Genomic DNA, 14,563 nt, shown 5'->3' with positions numbered 1-14,563 from the left:
TTCGTTCCAGTGAATATCCCATGTCATTGTCCTAATCCGCCCACCTGAAAATTAGAGAAAAATAGAGCAGCGGACAACATCCCTGACACAGGGGGAGATCGGGCAAGGAACAACAGTCAATCTGCTTTTGCCGACTACGACTGCAAAAGCCCGCAAAATACAGGAAAAGAAACTGGATGAGATCGCGAACGGCAAAGGTGAAAAGATCCTTGTGGTCGAAGATGACCCCAAGGTCCTGCGCCTGACGCTCACCCGGCTTAGAGACCTTGGCTATGACGTTCTTGTCGCACCGGACGGTCCAAAAGCAATGGATATTATCAGGCAACAAGCAGACATTGACTTGATCATGTCCGATGTCGTGATGCCTGGCGGAATGACTGGTTTTGATGTTGCTACTCAAGCACGGGCACTCAGGCCGGACTTGAAAATTTTGCTGGTCACGGGGTACGCAAAAGGAGTCGCCCCACCAAGAACGGCCACCAATTCCGACTACCGCGTTCTGCGCAAGCCATATGGTTCAAGAGAACTGGCACGGACGCTGCGTGAAGTGCTGAACGGCAAATCCCTATGAAGAGCGGACGTCGGCAGCAAAAACATATCCGACCCCTCGAACTGTTTTGATCACCTTCGGCGAACGCGGATCACGCTCAATTTTACGACGAAGGCGTGCGACTTGCGTGTCGATTGTGCGGTCGTTGGGCGCCCATTGAGCGTCACATAGAAGGTCGATCAGACGATCTCGTGACAAGATGCGCTTAGGGTTCTGAAGAAAAACTTTCAGGAGCTTAAACTCCCCGCTTGTCAGAATCACGTTATCGCCGTTCCGGTTAAGTAATTCGAAGTGATTTAGCCGAGCGATCATCCCGTCAAAAATTAAGACCTCTTCAATCAAAGTGGATTCCACTTTGATCCTGGCCACTTGGAACTCCTCGGAACTCCGCCGTAGCACCGACCGCACGCGTGCCAATACCTCTCGAAGGTGAAACGGCTTGGCAATGTAATCGTCAGCACCAATTTCCAGTCCCACCACTCTGTCGATCACATCATCCTGACCACTCACCATGACAATCGGCACCGATGTTTCTTTCCTCACACATTTGGCAATCTCGAATCCGTTGTCGTTCTCCAGCTGTACATCCAACAAAAGAAGCTTGATTTCGTGACGCCTCAAGGTGGCGAATACGTCAGCCTTCGTCTCGGCTTCCAAAACCGCGAACCCATTGTCTTCCAGACAGCGCCGCAAAAGCAATCGGATTTTTGGGTCGTCATCGACGATCAGAATTTTCTGCGAAATCATACGTTACGAACCAATCATTTGGAACCGGTCAACCTTGTAAAGCGGAAGAAAAGGAGCATCGTGTCAAACGCTGAAGCAGGTGCGCAACCTCGCCGCAAAACACTACAACCTCATAACCGGAGTGGCTGTCTGTGTAGCTTTCACCGGTCATTGTAGATTGATTTTGCTCAATCGTCCCTTTGGGATCTGTGGTTCGATAGCTTGCAGACAGTCCGCAGATGACTCTGACATGTACAACTGGATGACACTGTTCGTTGTGGGGCAGGACTTTCAGAAGACACGGTTGGCCGGTCTCTGCTTTTCAAAAAAGGAGGATGTGATGAACATTCTTAAGAAAGCGCTTGTACTCTCAGCTACCCTGACATCGTTTGGCCCTGGTGTCGCTTATTCAGAAGGCACAGTAGAAGTACTTCACTGGTGGACTTCGGGAGGAGAAGCAAGGGCGGTCGGAGAGTTGAAGGAAGCCTTTGAAACCCAAGGCGGCACCTGGATCGACTCGCCCATCGCAGGCGGAGGCGGTGACGCGGCCATGACGGCACTGCGCGCACGCGTGATCGCAGGAAACCCACCAACCGCTGTCCAATTAAAAGGTCCGGGTATTCAGGAATGGGCGCGCGAAGGCGTCTTGAATTCGGTTGACGCTGTAGCTGAAAGCGAAAACTGGGACGCGGTGCTGCCACCAGTCCTTGCCGATATCATGAAATTTGATGGTGCATACGTGGCAGCGCCGGTCAACATCCATCGCGTTGACTGGATGTGGGCCAACCCACAGGCGCTTGAAGCTGCAGGGATCACAGAGATGCCGACAACATGGGACGAATTCAATGCAGCCGCCGACAAACTGATGGCTGCCGGCATTATCCCGTTAGCCCACGGTGGTCAGCCATGGCAGGACGCGACCGTGTTCGAAGACGTTGTCTTGGGGATTGGTGGTGCGGATTTCTTCCGCAAGGCGCTGGTGGAACTCGATCAGGAAGCTCTGCAAAGCGACACGATGATCGCGGCGTTTGATCAACTTCGCAGAATGCGCGGCTACGTCGATGCCAATTTCTCTGGACGTGACTGGAACCTTGCAACCGGTATGGTCATGCGCGGAGAAGCCGGTTTTCAGATCATGGGCGATTGGGCCAAGGGTGAATTTCTGGCTGCCGGAAAAGTCCCCGGCGTTGACTTTCTATGTGCCCCCACCCCCGGTAATGGCTTTGTCTTGAATTCGGACAGCTTCACGTTCTTCAAGGTCGAAGGCGACGACAACATTGAAGGCCAACAGGTGCTTGCCAGCCTGATCATGTCACCAGAATTTCAGGAGACCTTCAACCTTGCCAAAGGTTCGATTCCGGCACGCACAGACGTGGCACTTGATGCTTTTGACACCTGTGCATTGCGGTCCCACGAAGACCTTCTTGCCGCGATTGAAAATGACGCACTTGTGCCCTCAATGGCGCACGAAATGGCGATCCCACGTTCGATCCGTGGCGAATTTCTTGATCTTGTGACCAACTTCTTCAACTCCGACATGAGTTCCGAAGAAGCTGCACAAACGCTTGCGGCAGCCGTCGCGCGTGCGCAGTAGAAAGCTTGCGCCGGGGCAGCCTCCGGCGCAATTTCAAATGATAGCTCGCACCCAAAGCACAGTCCCGCTTGGCCAGCGAATTGAAAGCTGGTTGCCAAGGATCGTCGTGTCGCCGCTCTTTGCGCTCAGCTTGTTCTTTGTCTACGGGTTTATTGCATGGACGGTTTACATCTCGTTCACGAAATCCGGTGTGATGCCGAACTATACCTTCGAAGGACTTTCACAATACGAACGTCTTTGGGCCACTCCACGGTGGTATGTGGCGCTTAGCAACATGTTTGTTTTCTCGGCGCTATTCATCGCAATCAGTCTGGCCATCGGGATCTTTCTGGCGATCCTCCTTGATCAGCGCGTCCGGATCGAAGGTGTGATCCGCACGATCTATCTTTATCCGATGGCCCTTTCGTTCATCGTGACCGGGACAGTCTGGAAATGGATCCTAAACCCCGGCCTTGGCATTCAGAATTTCGTTCGGAAAGCGGGGTTTGAGGATTTCACCTTCGACTGGCTCGTCAATTCGAACTACGCAATCTATACCATTGTCATTGCCGCCGTCTGGCAATCCTCGGGCTATGCGATGGCGTTGTTCCTGGCAGGGCTGCGGTCGGTTGATGATGAAATCCTGAAAGCCGCCGCAATAGATGGCGCAGGCGCCTTTCGCACGTACTTCAGCGTCGTGCTACCGATCATGCGCCCCGTTTTTCTTTCAACCGTGATCATTCTTGCGCATCTGGCGATCAAAAGCTTCGACCTTGTCATCGCGCTGACAGGTGGTGGTCCGGGCTATGCGACCGATATGCCTGCAACTTTTATGTATTCATTTGCGTTCCAACGAAGCGAGCTGGGCGTGGCCGCGGCAAGTGCCGTGATGATGCTGGCGACGGTGATCGCGATTGTGGTGCCCTACCTTTATTCAGAATTGCGGGGGCCAAATCGATGAGCCGCAAGAACCTGAGCGGAATCGTCCAACAAAAAGGGACGCAGCATGTAGTCATGCGTACGCTGCTGTTCCTGACGCTTGGCGTTTTTTGCCTGTATTATCTTATCCCGCTGATCGTGATGATTGCCACTTCGTTAAAGTCACTCGAAGAAATCCGCGCCGGATCACTTCTGAGCCTGCCGCAGAAGGTCACCTTCGATGCCTGGACCAAAGCCTGGAGTTCGGCCTGCGTCGGGGTACGTTGCGATGGCTTACAGCCGTTCTTCTGGAACTCTGTTGCAATGGTCGTGCCCGCAGTCACGATTTCGACGATCCTTGGTGCGTTGAACGGTTACGCACTGACGAAATGGCGCTTTCCTGGTGCGGACATCATATTCGCATTGATCCTTTTCGGTGCCTTCATCCCGTTTCAGGTGATCCTGCTGCCAATGGCTCGCACGCTTGGCGTCTTGGGGCTTGCAGGAACGATCCCGGGGCTGATTTTGGTACATGTCATTTACGGCTTGGCCTTTACCACACTGTTTTTCAGAAACTTTTTCATCGGTGTATCCAGCGGGATTATCCAAGCGGCCCAGATCGACGGCGCAGGGTTTTTCGGCATCTTCTTTCGGATCGTTCTACCCATGTCTTTGCCTGCGATTGTGGTAACGGTAATCTGGCAATTCACGCAGATCTGGAACGACTTCCTGTTCGGTATCGCCTTTACGGTCGGTGACAGCAACCCGGTGACGGTCGCGCTCAATAATGTGGTGAACACATCGACCGGTGTGAAGGAATACAACGTCGATATGGCGGCTGCAATCATCGCCGCACTACCAACATTGGCAGTTTATGTGATTGCAGGGGCGTATTTTGTACGAGGTCTGTCGGCTGGCGCAGTGAAGGGGTAATGCGATGTCTGATATCCGTCTGGAGAAAGTCACAAAGAACTTTGGCGCAACCGAGGTGATCAAAGGCATTGATCTGGCCATTGATCCCGGAGAATTTGTGGTGCTGGTCGGGCCTTCTGGTTGTGGAAAGTCAACGCTGCTGAACCTGATAGCTGGCCTTGAGACGATTACCGGCGGCGACATCTATATCGGCGGCAAGCGGGTCAATGACACGCCGCCGCGCGACCGCGACATCGCTATGGTCTTTCAATCCTACGCACTCTACCCGACCAAAACAGTGCGCAACAATATCACCTTCGGCATGGTCTCACGCAACATCCCGAAAGCAGATCAGGATGCGGCGGTTCAGGAAATCAGCACACTGCTACAGATCGAACGCCTCTTGTCTCGCAAACCCGGCCAACTTTCGGGCGGCCAGCGCCAACGCGTCGCGATGGGGCGCGCACTGGTGCGCAAGCCGGATGTTTTTCTATTTGATGAGCCGTTGTCCAATCTCGACGCCAAACTGCGCATCGAAATGCGGACCGAGATCAAGAAACTGCACCAACGGTTGGGAAAGACCATCGTATATGTGACCCACGACCAGATCGAGGCGATGACCCTAGCCTCGCGGATCGCAGTCATGGACAACGGCCATATCCGGCAATTTGCCGACCCCGCGACGATTTATGAAGACCCCGTTGATTTGTTCGTGGCAGGTTTCATGGGGTCTCCACCGATGAACATGATTCCTGGAAAGATTGGCGCGCAAGACGGTCAGTATGTCGTATCGACTAGCAATCCTGACGAGGCCCCGCTCGATTTTCCACTGCCGCCTGCGTTGTACGAGCGGGCCAGCGCAATGGACGGCCGTGACGTGATCCTGGGACTGCGCCCCGAGGCGATTTTTGCAGCCGGCACTGAACTACCCGGTGCGAACAGATTCATTTTCGAACGCCCCGTCAGCGTAGTTGAGCCGACAGGTCCGGATACGATGATCCTGTTTCACCATGCGGGGTTGGACGTGGTGGCACGCGTCAGACCCGAAGACTCGCGCCCCGAAGGCACTCTTTTCAGTTTCGAGGCCGATATGGAGAAGGCCAAGCTCTTTGATGCAAAGACGACGCTGCGTATTTGAATGACTTTAGCATATATCAGAGCCAACACCTGATAACTCGGTGCCCCGCCTGACCAGAACGCATTCCAAATCTGATCAATCTAAGTTCGGATTGTGCCTGTCAGCATCCCGCTTTACACCTTTAAATTGTTTCAGGAGTCACTAGTGACCAGACCTGCGTTGAGCGATGGTTTGATGTCAGAAATCTGATGATTGGGACATATGTCTCGTAAGCTCAGATCGGTCCCGCTCGGCATCAATGAGGACTGCGGCGTAAGGTTCGTCCACTTATCTTTGTCCAGCAGATCTACCGCAATCTAGTGTTAGGGATGCAGGTCTTTCGTAAAAATGCCCATAGGTAAGATTACAGCATCACCGAAGTCACTTTGGACGTGTTCTAAAGGCCTAGATTAGGATGGAAATTTAGGTGCCCGACCAAACCGGCTTGATGAACGTTCGAAAACTTGCGTTAGATATAGATGAGTTCTTTGCCTGATCATCGCGCAACTTCGGAGGTGAGTGTAGGATAGAGCATTTGGAATGTCCTTTCTTGATTGTTTTTAGGCGGTCTTCGACCGCGTCGGAACAGAACGCACTGAGGCATCGCCAGCACGTTGGCGGTTTGCCACCTGCCCTGCCCAGACAGAACCGAGAATGATCATCCCGCCGATCGCTTGCACGAGTTCGAGGGACTGCCCCAACACCACCCAGCCAAGGATCACCGCCGTTACCGGGCTCACCATGCCCAGCATAGAGACTGCGGCGGGTTCCAGGCGCGCGACGCCCCGGAACCAAATCGCATAGGTCAAAGCGGCGCCGATGAGGCCAAGCCACGCCAGTCCGGCGAGATTGGTGACCGTGAGCGGTGGTAGTGGCGGTTCGATGATCAGGGCGAGCGGGAAAAGGATCAGACCTCCGGCAGTGAGTTGCCAGGCGGTGAAGCTGAGGGCCGAAACGGGTGGCTGCCATTTCCGGCTGAGAACGGTGCCTGCGGCCATCGACGCGGCGCCACCCAGGCCAGCCGCTATACCAATGGGATCAAGCGTAGCCTCTGGACTTATGAGCAAGAGCGCCACCCCCAGCACGCCCGTTGCCGCCGCGGCGACCGCACCCGCCCTGATCGGCGTGCCGAGCCAGCCACGGGCCATGATGATCACCATCATCGCCTGCAGCGCGCCGAGCGTCGCTGCGACGCCGCCGGGAAGCCGGTAGGCTGCCACGAAGAGTAGCGTCCAGAACAGTGCGAAGTTGAAGCAGCCGAGCAGGAAGACGCGGCCGAGCCAGGCGCGTGGTGGCAGGCAGCGCGTAACAGCAAGTAGAAGCAGTCCCGCTGGCAGAGCACGGAGCGCGGCAAGGGTCACGGGGTAACCGCCAGGTAGCGCTTCGGTCGTGACAAGATAGGTGCTGCCCCAGATCGCCGGGGCGAGCGACGTAAGAAGAATATCAGTTGTGCGTGACATGGGTCATGTCTCCAGAGCGGGCTCACCAGAGCGGGTAAGAGGGAATGTGCGGGCGTTCTGGCCAGGGCTCGAGGCCAATGTCGCGCATCATTTGCGGGGATAGGTCGCGCGGCACACCGCGCGGAATACGTCGGCGGTGCCGGACACCTTTGTTAAATATCGAGATCGTCATGGGTATTCCTTTCATGCGACGAGGCGGAAAGCGGTGCGCAGTTGTGCAGCCAGATCCTCAAGCGGTCCGTTGACGAGACGCGCACCGGTTTCACGGACGACAAGGGTGGGGATTGAATGAACCTGAAGTGCGCGTGCGTGTTGCCTGTCGGCTTCGACGGCTTGTGCGGTTGCCGGATCCTCAAAGATCTCTGCGAAGGCTGCCGCCTCGAAGCCCAGTTCCCGCGCGACTTGAAGCACCGTAGCGGGGTCGGCGATGTTGCGCGCCTGGGTCAGATGCGCCCGCTGGAGGCAGTCGAACATGTCCCAATGGGCTGCTTGTCCGCCAATCCGCTCCGCCGATTTACACCCGAGCGCGGCGGTCATGCCGTGAGGGTAGTCGAACTGGACCGCACGCATGGCGTCGATATCGACGAGCTCCGGCCGATCGCTGACCTGCCGGCAGACCGCCCAATGTCCAAGGATGGTCTCCCGGGCGTCTTTGGGCGTGCCCCAGCGCGTTGCCATCTCGGCACGACTGGCCTGCAGGACGAAGGTGTGGTGCCGGACATCGAGGTCGAACTCCGCCGCCAGATTGCGCATCCGTGACGAGATGTTGAAGCACCAGCAGCAAACGACGTCGTGGAAGAAGTCGATGGTCAGTTTAGGCATCACGCGGCCTCCACTTGCAAATTGGCTCCGGCCAAACGCCCGGCGATCCGCGCGACATGTGCGCCTTGGAATCGTGCACCAGCGAGGTCGGTTTCCGTAGGTGCGCGCGAGCCATCTGCGCCTGCGATCGTGCCAGCCCCGTAGGGCGCGCCGCCGACAATCCCCTCAGCCGTCGTTTGTCCGGCGAAGGTGTAGGGCATTCCGGCAATAAGCATCCCGAAGTGCTGCAGTGGTATCTGGGTAGACAGCAGCGTCGCCTCGTGGCCGCCATGCTGCGAGCCTGTGGAGGTGAAGACAGCAGCGACCTTTCCCACCAGCGCGTTCCGAGCCCAGAGGCCACCTGCCTGGTCGAGGAAGGACTTCATTTGTCCGGCCATCATACCGAAGAGCGTGGGCGTGCCGAAGATGATGGCGTCGTAGGACTCCAGATCGGCTGGCGCAGCGACGGGCGTCTCATCTTGCGCAAAGCCGACCTTTTGCCGGATGTCTTCAGGGACGGTTTCGGGCACGAGCCGCAGATCGACATGGGTGCCCGGGACGCTGCGGGCGCCCTCGGCCTCGGCCTCCGCAAGGGCGCGGACATGGCCATAGCTGGAATAGTAAAGAACAAGAATACGGGTCATTGGATCCTCTTAAGGCTGTCGGTTTCGATGCCTGCGAAGATCGAAGATAGTGTGCGCCGGAAAAACCGTCCGACGCTCACTTCACTCTTTACGCCTGTTGAAGAATGTTAAGACCGCAGCGCCATGCGCAGATGGTCGAGGAAAGCTGTGACCTTCGCGTCCATGCCCAAACGCGAAGCCGTCACAGCAAAGATCTCCGGTGCGGGAAGCTCAAAGTCCGGCAGAACGCGCACAAGAGCACCCTGCGCCTCGGCCGCGTTCGAAACGAAGTCCGGCAGTGTGCCGATGCCTTGTCCTGCGATCAGCAGATCGCGCAACACTAGGCTGTTGCCCACCCTGACTTTGGGATCGAGGTCTACGGTGGTCGTTACAGAGGGGCCGTGAAGCGCCCAGGAGGTCAGGTGATCCGCAAGCAGGAAGCCAATGACCCGGTGCTGCGCAATGTCCTTTGGCGTCTGCGGAACACCTGCCCTTTCCAGATAAGAGGGCGCGGCGAATATCCGTTGCCGCATCGTTCCGATCTTGCGCGCCACCAGCGCTGAGTCCGGCATGGTGGCCCGAATACGGATCGAGACGTCAAATCCGCCTTCGACCATATTCACCACCCGGTCGTCCATGGACAGTGTCAAACGCAGGTCCGGATAAGAATCGAGAAAACTTGGCAGGATCGGCGCAATTACCGTCTGCCCAAAGGAGCTCGAGGCATTTACCTTCAGATGACCACGCACCGCACCGGCACCGTCACGAATGCGTGTCTCGACCTGGATCACGGCATCAAGGATTTCGGTCGCCTCGTCATAGTAAAGCCTGCCGGCGTCGGTCAGCGACATGGAGCGCGTCGTGCGTGTGAGAAGCGTGCTCCCGAGGCTTTCCTCCAGCAATTTGATCTCACGGCTAAGAAGTGCAGGCGATACGCCGAGATCTTCCGCCGCACGCGCGAAGCTGCCGCGTTCGACGATACGACGGAAGGCTTGCATGACGGAAAGCTTGTCCATTTCGAAAGGCACTCGGTTGGATTAATCGGCGGTCGCAACTGGAGCGCTGTCTTAAACGAATAGCACAAACGCTTTGACGCGCAAAATACTTGTCCGACAGCCTGCTAGGTTACAAGCGTAAGACGAACCAACTTGAGGTGTTTGGGATGATCTTGGTCGAGCACGTATTGGTCCTGAATGGTGCTGCCAATAGTAAGACTGCTGCTCAGAGTCGTTCTACAGAGTAGCTGTGAGAGGCAGGAGCAATAGCTTAGCATCAATATCTGGATTTGTGAGCGGGCAGTTTCCTTGCCGATACTCACAGGGGATGCAATTATCCCTGATACGGCAGGGAGGTCGGCTTCTGACATGGATATTGACACGCATTGGGAATACGTGGCCGATCAGGTCATGGGAGGCGTTTCTGAGGGGCATCTGCACCAAGAAATGTTTCGGGGGCGCATGGCTTATGTCTTGAGAGGAGATGTGTCGCTCGCAAACAATGGCGGTTTTATACAGATGGCATCGGATCTTCGGTCAAATGGCGTGAGTTTTGATGCGAGCACCTGGGATGGCCTCGAATTGGATGTATGCGGCAACGAGGAACTCTATGACGTTCGCCTGCGCACGGATCAACTGACGCGGCCTTGGCAGTCTTTCCGAGCGGAAATTCCCACCATGCATGATTGGCAAACGCTCCGAATTGGGTTCGACGCGTTTATGGCTCACAAGACCGAGGTACTATTTGATCCTCATCAGCTTAGGCGCATTGGGGTTCTTGCAATCGGCCGGGAATTTCATGCCCTTATTGCAGTCGCTAGTCTGCGTTTCTATCGCAGTTGACACACTTGCCACGCCTGCTGTGCCCTCTGGATGCAATTCGATGAGTTAACCAAGAATGTGTTTGGCCGAGCATAGCAGTTGATCTGCCTGAGGGTGTCATGCTCCTTGTGAAGTCCTAGACGGGGTGGTTGGACGCGATGGGGATGGGTTAATCCGCCGAGAGCAATTGGCGATATGTCCACCTCAATGGATGCCCTCGGAAGAATGATCCGAATTTTATTCAATCGCGTAATGCGGTATACTATTAATTGCTTTGGCCTTTGTCTTAATCGTCACGTCGCCATAGGCATCACCAGCTGTAGTGGACGCATGGCCCATCAAGGCGTCCAGGACGCGATCTTGGATGCCTACCTCGCGACCCACCGTCTTGAAGCGGTGTCGCCACCCATGGTTCGGGGCGACAGATTGAACGATCAGATTGTTCTTGTGCAACCATCGGCTGACAATCTGAGCGCTTGTCCTTGCCGCACGGACAGGGTCTTTCTTGTTGCTCGCAACATAGAAGAGCGGGCCAACTGACCTTTCGACAAAACCTCGAAAGCCCAACTCTATGATTTGTGGATGAATTGGAACATCACGATACTGGCCCGTCTTGACCGTTCCTGCGTCGGGGCTGATCCGCAGAACGAAAATCCCTTCTTCATCACGAATATCTTGCCGACGCAATTGGGTGATTTCCACTACCCTCGCACCAGTAAACGCGCAAAGTAGGGGCACCCATTTCTTTGCAGCTGATGCTTGTGGCGCTTCAGAAACCACACCGTTCACCGTCCGCAACGGCTCATATCGGTAACTTGCTTTCAAGATTGCTTCCGCTTCATCAACAGTGAAACCTTGTTCGCGTGAGCGGGGTATCTTTTTCACTTGCTGTCTAACGTTCTCAGCGGGGTTTTCACCGAGACGATCTTCACGAACGGCCCAACTCAAGACCGTGCGCACAGCAGCGAGATACACGTCGCTGACCGTTTTTGGTGAGAGTTTCAATAATAGCGTGTCACGCCACTGGATCAGATCAGATTTAGTGATGCGTCGCGCATCATCATGACGCAGATACTTACCGAGCGCTTCAAAGACCGGTTTCCAACGACGTTCAGCTTCGATCCCCTTTCCGACAAGCTGGCGCGAGGCATTGTAGTCCCTGAATAGCCCCTGCAAAGATACTGGTGGCAAGTCATCAACAACTGGATCAGCGTTCCTCAGCAAAGGGTGTTGGGGTTCACCAGAGTAGTCGCCTTCATCACGTTCCATAAGGCGCTCAAGCGCCTCATATTCGGATATGCAGACTGCGCGCGCCAGCGCGCGCCACTCGGTGCTGCCGGTGGGAGCTGTGGTATTGCCTAGGTCACGAAAATGATCGATGCGATGACCCACTAATTCGATTAGTGCTGTGTCACCGAGCCTGCCCGCGATGCCTTCACGCAAGTTGTGAAGATATCCATCGTCAATCCCAACCTGCGCATAGTGGGCGCTCTGATTTCGGGCGGCTTCATCCTGTGCCAAGCGTTCGCGGTAGCTTCGCAGGGCGATCTGGGCATCTGTAAGCGGATAGCGGCCTGGAGCAACCGCAACCCCGAGCGCCTCGCTCTCCCTCCGCTCCGCTTGTGTGATCTGATGCATCAGTTCTGCAACAGCAATTGGGTGCGCACGCAAGGCGGCACGACGGTCTGCACCTAGAGGGGTCCGCAACTCTGACTTGTTGTTCATGTAGGGTCGAAGCTTCTTTGGCACGACAAGCCGAGCATAATAGCGCCCATCGCGGAACAAAAAGTGCTTGATATTGCCTGCCATAATGTATCCGGATTTGTAACGCGTTTTGTAACATCAAAACGTTGAAAGCACTTTGTTTGCAAGTGTTTTGTTTTAAATCAAGGGGTTGGATGGTGCTGTGAGAGAGGATTGAACTCTCGACCTCACCCTTACCAAGGGTGTGCTCTGCCACTGAGCTACCACAGCATCCGTGAGGCGGGGAATTAGCGGCAATTGCCCCTTGGTGCAAGCCCTCTCTGGACGGTTTTTGCGGGTATTGATAAGACCACCCCTATGAGCGACAAACAGACCAAGACCAAAGCCGAAAAGAGCGCCCAAACCCGGGAAGACCGGTTGAAGGCGGCGTTGAAGGCCAATATGGCCAAACGCAAGGCGCAGGCGCGCGCAAGGGCGGCGGCTCCGTCCGGTGAACAGAAAGAGTAGGCAGCATGGATTCCATCGTGGTCACGGGCGGCACCCCGCTGAACGGCAAAATTGCGATTGCGGGGGCCAAGAATGCGGCCCTGACACTGATGCCTGCAACGCTGTTGTCAGAAGAGCCTTTGACGCTGACCAATGCCCCGCGCCTGTCGGATATCGCGACCATGACCGCCTTGTTGCGCTCGTTGGGTGTGGAAGTGACCTCGATGCAGGATGGCAAGGTGCAGGTTTTGTCCAGCCACGCCATGACATCGACAACTGCGGATTATGAAATCGTGCGCAAGATGCGTGCCTCGAACCTTGTGCTAGGGCCATTGTTGGCGCGGCATCATCAGGCTGTCGTCTCCTTGCCCGGCGGCTGTGCCATCGGCGCGCGCCCGATGGATATCCATGTCACAGCGCTTGAGGCGATGGGGGCAGAGATTGAATTGAAAGACGGCTATCTGCATGCCAAGGCCCCCGGCGGGTTGAAGGGCGCGCGGGTGCCGCTGCGTTTTGCCTCTGTGGGGGCGACCGAAAACGTGCTGATGGCCGCGACTTTGGCCAAAGGCACCACGGTGATCGAAAATGCCGCGCGCGAGCCCGAGATCGTCGATCTGGCCAAATGCCTGCGCAGCATGGGTGCCCATATCGAGGGGGAAGGCACCAGCACGATTACCATCGAGGGTGTCGACCGTCTGGGGGCTGCGACCCATCCTGTCGTGACGGACCGGATCGAGCTTGGCACCTATATGCTGGCGCCTGTCTTTGCGGGTGGTGAAGTGGAGTGTCTGGGCGGACGCCTGGATCTGGTGGGCTCATTCGTTGAAAAACTGGATGCCGCCGGTGTGGATGTGAGCGAGACGGACCACAGCTTAATAGTCAAACGCCGCACGGATCGTGCGCAGGCGGTGGATGTAACCACCGAAGTGTTCCCCGGATTTCCGACAGATTTGCAGGCGCAGATGATGGCGATGCTCTGTACCGCTGACGGCACGTCAGTGCTGGAAGAAAAGATCTTTGAAAACCGCTTTATGCATGCGCCAGAGCTGATCCGTATGGGAGCCAATATCGAGGTGCATGGGGGTGTCGCCACGGTGCGTGGTGTGGACCGCCTGAAAGGCGCGCCGGTGATGGCGACGGATTTGCGCGCCTCGGTGTCGCTGATCCTCGCGGGTTTGGCCGCAGAGGGCGAAACAACTGTCAGCCGGATTTATCACCTTGATCGCGGCTATGAGCATATCGAGGAAAAGCTGCGCGCTGTGGGTGCCCGAATTGAGCGGGTGTCGGCATGAGCGAAGATGCTAGATTTGAGGACGGGCGCGAGGCGCCTTTACGCCTGAAGGCACTGGATACCGAGGATCTGGCGGTGATTGCCGCACTGGTGCAGGATGCGGTGTTTCCCGCCGCCGAGATGAAATGGGATCGCAAGGCGCGGCGTTTTGCGATTTTGCTCAACCGTTTTCGCTGGGAAGACGCGCTGAAAGCGGAGAAGCGCAAGCGCAGCTATGAACGTGTGCAGGCGGTTCTGGCGGTGGAAGACGTGCTGAAGGTGCAAACCCAAGGCGTGGATAAGGCCGATGCGGATATGGTGTATTCACTGCTCGCGATTGCGTTTCTGCCCGATGAAGATGGCACTGGCCGTGTGGAGCTGACCCTTGCCGGCGATGGCGCGATTGCCTTGGAGGTTGAGGCCCTGGAGGTGCTGTTGCGCGACGTCACACGACCCTATGTCGCGCCGTCAAAAAAGGCGCCGTCGCATCCCGAATAGCGCCACAGAGCCCCGGACCTGACCCGGGGCCTTTTGCACGCGACGCGGTCGAGGTCCCGGATCACGTCCGGGACGGCGCCGTGCTCTATTGATGCCCCCTGCCCTGAA

16 protein-coding genes and 1 tRNA gene are annotated in these 14,563 nt (G+C 56.3%); 9 read left to right on the top strand and 8 right to left on the bottom strand.

The window, feature by feature from the left end:
* Window positions 1-127: 127 nt before the first annotated feature.
* Window positions 128-571, top strand: a complete 444-nt coding sequence (locus C7964_RS13910) for a response regulator (protein ID WP_181417184.1) — start codon at window positions 128-130, stop codon at window positions 569-571.
* Here the strand turns inward: C7964_RS13910 and C7964_RS13905 are convergent.
* Window positions 566-1,297: a response regulator gene (locus tag C7964_RS13905; protein ID WP_110280215.1), complete on the bottom strand. Its 732-nt coding sequence runs from the start codon at window positions 1,295-1,297 to the stop codon at window positions 566-568. The genes C7964_RS13910 and C7964_RS13905 overlap by 6 nt on opposite strands.
* A 319-nt stretch (window positions 1,298-1,616) precedes the next feature.
* Here C7964_RS13905 and C7964_RS13900 point away from each other — a divergent pair, with 319 nt between their 5' ends.
* Genes C7964_RS13900 through C7964_RS13885 form a run of 4 tightly spaced genes read left to right on the top strand, consistent with a single transcriptional unit; the run spans window position 1,617 to window position 5,817 of the window.
* Window positions 1,617-2,870 carry an ABC transporter substrate-binding protein gene (locus C7964_RS13900; protein ID WP_110280281.1) on the top strand — a complete coding sequence of 418 codons (1,254 nt, stop codon included), beginning with the start codon at window positions 1,617-1,619 and terminating at the stop codon, window positions 2,868-2,870.
* Window positions 2,871-2,907: 37 nt separating this feature from the next.
* Window positions 2,908-3,810: a carbohydrate ABC transporter permease gene (locus C7964_RS13895; protein ID WP_110280214.1), complete on the top strand. Its 903-nt coding sequence runs from the start codon at window positions 2,908-2,910 to the stop codon at window positions 3,808-3,810.
* Between the two features lie 53 nt (window positions 3,811-3,863).
* Window positions 3,864-4,700: a carbohydrate ABC transporter permease gene (locus C7964_RS13890; RefSeq protein ID WP_353652416.1), complete on the top strand. Its 837-nt coding sequence runs from the start codon at window positions 3,864-3,866 to the stop codon at window positions 4,698-4,700.
* Window positions 4,701-4,704: 4 nt separating this feature from the next.
* Complete coding sequence (locus C7964_RS13885) at window positions 4,705-5,817, top strand: ABC transporter ATP-binding protein (protein WP_110280212.1); 1,113 nt, start codon at window positions 4,705-4,707, stop codon at window positions 5,815-5,817.
* 539 nt (window positions 5,818-6,356) lie between these two features.
* Here C7964_RS13885 and C7964_RS13880 read toward each other — a convergent pair.
* The 5 genes from C7964_RS13880 to C7964_RS13865 all read right to left on the bottom strand — a co-directional run bounded on the left by C7964_RS13880 (window position 6,357) and on the right by C7964_RS13865 (window position 9,696).
* On the bottom strand, window positions 6,357-7,256 hold the full coding sequence (locus C7964_RS13880; RefSeq protein WP_110280211.1) for an EamA family transporter: 900 nt from the start codon (window positions 7,254-7,256) through the stop codon (window positions 6,357-6,359).
* Between the two features lie 22 nt (window positions 7,257-7,278).
* Entirely contained in the window at window positions 7,279-7,428 is a 150-nt protein-coding gene (locus tag C7964_RS20000) for a hypothetical protein (RefSeq protein WP_181417183.1), read from the bottom strand.
* A gap of 11 nt (window positions 7,429-7,439) precedes the next feature.
* Window positions 7,440-8,078: a DsbA family oxidoreductase gene (locus tag C7964_RS13875; protein ID WP_110280210.1), complete on the bottom strand. Its 639-nt coding sequence runs from the start codon at window positions 8,076-8,078 to the stop codon at window positions 7,440-7,442.
* A complete protein-coding gene (wrbA, locus tag C7964_RS13870) occupies window positions 8,078-8,701 on the bottom strand; it encodes an NAD(P)H:quinone oxidoreductase (protein WP_110280209.1) in 624 nt (207 codons plus the stop codon). The genes C7964_RS13875 and wrbA overlap by 1 nt, the downstream gene beginning before the upstream one ends.
* A 107-nt stretch (window positions 8,702-8,808) precedes the next feature.
* Window positions 8,809-9,696 carry a LysR family transcriptional regulator gene (locus C7964_RS13865; RefSeq protein WP_110280208.1) on the bottom strand — a complete coding sequence of 296 codons (888 nt, stop codon included), beginning with the start codon at window positions 9,694-9,696 and terminating at the stop codon, window positions 8,809-8,811.
* A gap of 348 nt (window positions 9,697-10,044) precedes the next feature.
* Between C7964_RS13865 and C7964_RS13860 the strand changes: the two genes are divergently transcribed.
* Window positions 10,045-10,518: a CIA30 family protein gene (locus C7964_RS13860; protein ID WP_110280207.1), complete on the top strand. Its 474-nt coding sequence runs from the start codon at window positions 10,045-10,047 to the stop codon at window positions 10,516-10,518.
* A 216-nt stretch (window positions 10,519-10,734) separates the two neighbouring features.
* Here the strand turns inward: C7964_RS13860 and C7964_RS13855 are convergent, their stop codons facing one another.
* Both C7964_RS13855 and C7964_RS13850 read right to left on the bottom strand, forming a co-directional pair.
* On the bottom strand, window positions 10,735-12,306 hold the full coding sequence (locus tag C7964_RS13855) for a tyrosine-type recombinase/integrase (protein WP_110280206.1): 1,572 nt from the start codon (window positions 12,304-12,306) through the stop codon (window positions 10,735-10,737).
* A gap of 90 nt (window positions 12,307-12,396) precedes the next feature.
* Window positions 12,397-12,471 (bottom strand) — tRNA-Thr (locus C7964_RS13850).
* Window positions 12,472-12,558: 87 nt separating this feature from the next.
* On the opposite strand from C7964_RS13850, the gene C7964_RS19995 reads away from it, so the two are divergent.
* Genes C7964_RS19995 through C7964_RS13840 form a run of 3 tightly spaced genes read left to right on the top strand, consistent with a single transcriptional unit; the run spans window position 12,559 to window position 14,455 of the window.
* Window positions 12,559-12,708, top strand: coding sequence for a hypothetical protein (locus tag C7964_RS19995; RefSeq protein WP_181417182.1), 150 nt, complete (start codon window positions 12,559-12,561; stop codon window positions 12,706-12,708).
* Between the two features lie 5 nt (window positions 12,709-12,713).
* Window positions 12,714-13,979 (top strand): UDP-N-acetylglucosamine 1-carboxyvinyltransferase, encoded by a 1,266-nt coding sequence (murA, locus tag C7964_RS13845; RefSeq protein ID WP_110280205.1) that lies wholly within the window; start codon window positions 12,714-12,716, stop codon window positions 13,977-13,979.
* Entirely contained in the window at window positions 13,976-14,455 is a 480-nt protein-coding gene (locus C7964_RS13840; RefSeq protein ID WP_110280204.1) for a DUF2948 family protein, read from the top strand. The genes murA and C7964_RS13840 overlap by 4 nt, the downstream gene beginning before the upstream one ends.
* Window positions 14,456-14,563: the final 108 nt, after the last annotated feature.

Source organism: Loktanella sp. PT4BL (assembly GCF_003201935.1).
In the GTDB taxonomy this organism is placed as follows: Bacteria; Pseudomonadota; Alphaproteobacteria; order Rhodobacterales; family Rhodobacteraceae; genus Yoonia.
Note: the sequence above shows the minus strand (reverse complement) of the source record. Positions and strands in the feature narration are given on the sequence as shown.